3 protein-coding genes are annotated in these 3,111 nt (G+C 41.5%); all 3 read left to right on the forward strand.

The features are described 5' to 3' along the window. Positions 1-47 precede the first annotated feature (47 nt). The 3 genes from FD01_RS14470 to FD01_RS14480 all read left to right on the forward strand — a co-directional run bounded on the left by FD01_RS14470 (position 48) and on the right by FD01_RS14480 (position 3,020). Complete coding sequence (locus FD01_RS14470; RefSeq protein WP_056965011.1) at positions 48-1,046, forward strand: IS30 family transposase; 999 nt, start codon at positions 48-50, stop codon at positions 1,044-1,046. Positions 1,047-2,005: 959 nt separating this feature from the next. Beyond that, positions 2,006-2,794, forward strand: a complete 789-nt coding sequence (locus FD01_RS14475; RefSeq protein WP_054719880.1) for a ParA family protein — start codon at positions 2,006-2,008, stop codon at positions 2,792-2,794. Continuing rightward, positions 2,787-3,020 carry a hypothetical protein gene (locus tag FD01_RS14480; protein WP_003645723.1) on the forward strand — a complete coding sequence of 78 codons (234 nt, stop codon included), beginning with the start codon at positions 2,787-2,789 and terminating at the stop codon, positions 3,018-3,020. The genes FD01_RS14475 and FD01_RS14480 overlap by 8 nt, the downstream gene beginning before the upstream one ends. The last annotated feature ends 91 nt before the right edge of the window (positions 3,021-3,111 follow it).

The raw sequence follows: 3,111 nt of genomic DNA on the forward strand, positions 1-3,111 counted from the left end.
TAGACCACTATCAAGGATTCGTTATCATCGTTGCACTTGACTTGAAAATTGAGGGTCCGTACAATCATCTTACCTTAATCAACCGAGAAACGATACTCGTCGGCCTCAAAACTGGGCTGACCCAAACTGAAATTGCCACTCGGATCGGCTGTTCAAGAAGTACTGTTAGCCGTGAGATCAACCGCAATGGCGGTTGGCAAAACTACTCAGCTGCTACTGCTCAAGCCAATTACCAACAAGCGAGATTAAACAGTCATAGATCCAGGATTCTGAGCAATTCCGAGACCAGAGATCGTATCGTCAACTATATCGTCCATAATCATTGGTCTCCTGAGCAGATCTCAGCCCGCCTAGCGCATGAACATGATGCGCTCCATATCAGCTATACGACGATTTATCGCGGGATACAACTGGATAATCTGGGAGTTAAGAAGAACCATGGCGCGCGTGGTTTTGCTCGCAAACTACGTCATCACGGCAAGACTCGTAAGGTAAAAGGAACAGTGAACGAAACACGGGGCAAACTGAACAATGCCCCATCGATACACGACCGTCCGGCCTCCGCTAATCATCGTACCCGCTTTGGTGACTGGGAAGGCGACACTGTGCATGGCAAGAGAGGGCACTCGGCCTTGATCACGCTAGTCGACAGAAAGTCACGGTATCTCTTATCGGAGCGTGTGACCAAAGTGGATTCAGAGAGGGTCAAGCAGGGAATGATTGATTTGTTTCTGACCCTATCGCCTGAACGGGTACGCTCGATCACCCCTGACCGCGGGACTGAATTCTCTCAATACAAGGAGATCGGCGAGGTTCTGAACGCAAAAATGTTCTTTCCAGATCCGCATGCACCACAACAGCGAGGTACAAACGAAAATACGAATGGTCTACTTCGCGAATACTTTCCTAAGCATACCTACCTTGACAACATATATGACCAACAAATTGCTTTCTTCGTCGAACAACTGAATAACCGACCCCGCAAGGTCTTAGGCTGGAGAACTCCCTCCGAAGTCTTTTGGAACAAAAAGTTGCACTTGGTTTGACAATTCGTCCTTTGTGTTTTTTTGTTTCTAGGTTTTGGTCTCGCACAGTAGTGCCTCTTTTAAACCTCTTTTAGACCCCTCTTAAGGCTTACTCTCCCAAGGCTTGTAGAAGTTTATCAAGTAGGTTTTGTCTGTTTATCAAGTAGAACTATAAGACTGACCTAGTTAGCTGGCTTGTGATTTTGCTTTATTTATTCAATTTAGTTGACTTATTGGGTTACCCCTGCTGTAATGCGAGGGAGTGAAGTGGTTGAGTGCAGAGTTGTACCCTAGTCAGACGGTCAAAATAAAATGACTATCTAGCTAGAGTGCAACTCACCTGTTGTAACGCTCGGTCGTTCGGGCATCGTTTGGACAATCAGTTGCGGTATTACTACCAACCACTAGTATCAACCTACATTCTCGGTTAAGTCCATTAAAAAACGCCCTAATGGACGCTGATAGCACGTATTTAGTTTTGTTCGGTTACCAGCTACTAGTGATCACCATGCTAGAAGCATCGTTTTACCACCCGGGCCGTTAATGGTCGCCCTCACCATTCATCACCAGCCTGATTGTCTAAGGCCTTATGTGATATAACCGGTCGTTATTGAAGTCGCACCGGTAAACGTGTCCCCTTAATATTTATACTCTAGCTTGTCCTCTAGCTTGTCCCCTAGAATGGTCCGCGAGAAGCAATTGAGTCAAGACTTGCAATTTTAGAGCCTAGACCGTACAATTAAGACATGATTATTGGTTGTTCCCGCGAAAGTAGAAGGTCGCGGGGCTTCTTTTGTATATGCAGTTGTTTTAGGTCTGGCTTAATTGCTAGGCCTTTTTTAATACAAGGATATTGTAACGCATAGGTATCTATACGTCAAATCTAAAGAAAAATTATAAATAATAAATTATTTATTTTAAATTACTTATTTTTAATTATTAATTATTTGTGCTATAATGTTACCAATGGAGGCGATAAAATGACTTGTAAAACCTTGCTACACTTCAATTTTAAAGGTGGTGTAGGTAAGACTACCCTCAGTGTTATGGACACATATCTGCTAGGCGAGCTAGGTCACAAGGTACTTTTAATTGATTTAGACCCGCAAGCTAATGCCACTGAGATTATGAGAACGACTTATAATGTCAAAACTGAACCAAATGTGGACTTGTTCAATGGACTGTTAAAGCTAGACCTAACTCATTCAATCATCGAACTAACTGACAATGTTTCAATGATACCAGCTGATTGGTCACTAAGTTTGTGGCCGGGTAAAGTTGAGAAAATTAGGAATCATGATCGCATGCTAATTCTCAAAACTTTGATTGAACAATTTAAATCACAATTTGAGTACATTATTATTGATGTCCCGCCGACACTTTCAATTTTTACTAACAATGCTATTTTAGCTAGTGACTATGTATCGCTAGTATTGCAGACGCAGAAACAGGCTTACACGTCCGTTCTTAAAACAGCGCAGTATATGTATCAGCTTAAAAACGACTATCATGCAACTTTTGATGTGTCAGGTGTCATACTGTACCTAGTTAAACGAGATGCTAAAGTTGATCGTGAGATTACTAAGGCAGCCACTGAATCATTTGGCGATGCAGTATTCATAAATCGAATATGGCAGCAGGAACGTGTAAAACTGTTCTCAAACGCTGGTATTAAAGATGAAGACTATTGGGATAAGAAGGCCATCAGCATGTATACAATGGTCTTAAAAGAGGAATTACACAGAATTGAGGAGATAGAAAATGGCTGACGACTTTTTAAATAAGCTGGCACAACAAGCTAACCAACAACTAGGAGACAATGAGAGCCCATTTAAGCAAAAGAAAGAGGTCACTAGACCAGTACAAGTACGTGAGAGCACGTATAAGATGGTTAAAGACATAGCCTATCATAAGGATGCTAAAATCGTTGATGTTATTGACTCTATGCTGAAATATGCTATCAATTCAGATGAGTTCAGCGAGAATAATAAATAATTAAAAATAAATTACTTATTATTAATTATAAATATCTAGTGGCTGTTCAACTAGGCCACCATATTCTCAATGCTAGTAGTAAATTTGTACC

The organism is Lacticaseibacillus manihotivorans DSM 13343 = JCM 12514 (assembly GCF_001435035.1).
Lineage (GTDB): Bacteria > Bacillota > Bacilli > Lactobacillales > Lactobacillaceae > Lacticaseibacillus > Lacticaseibacillus manihotivorans.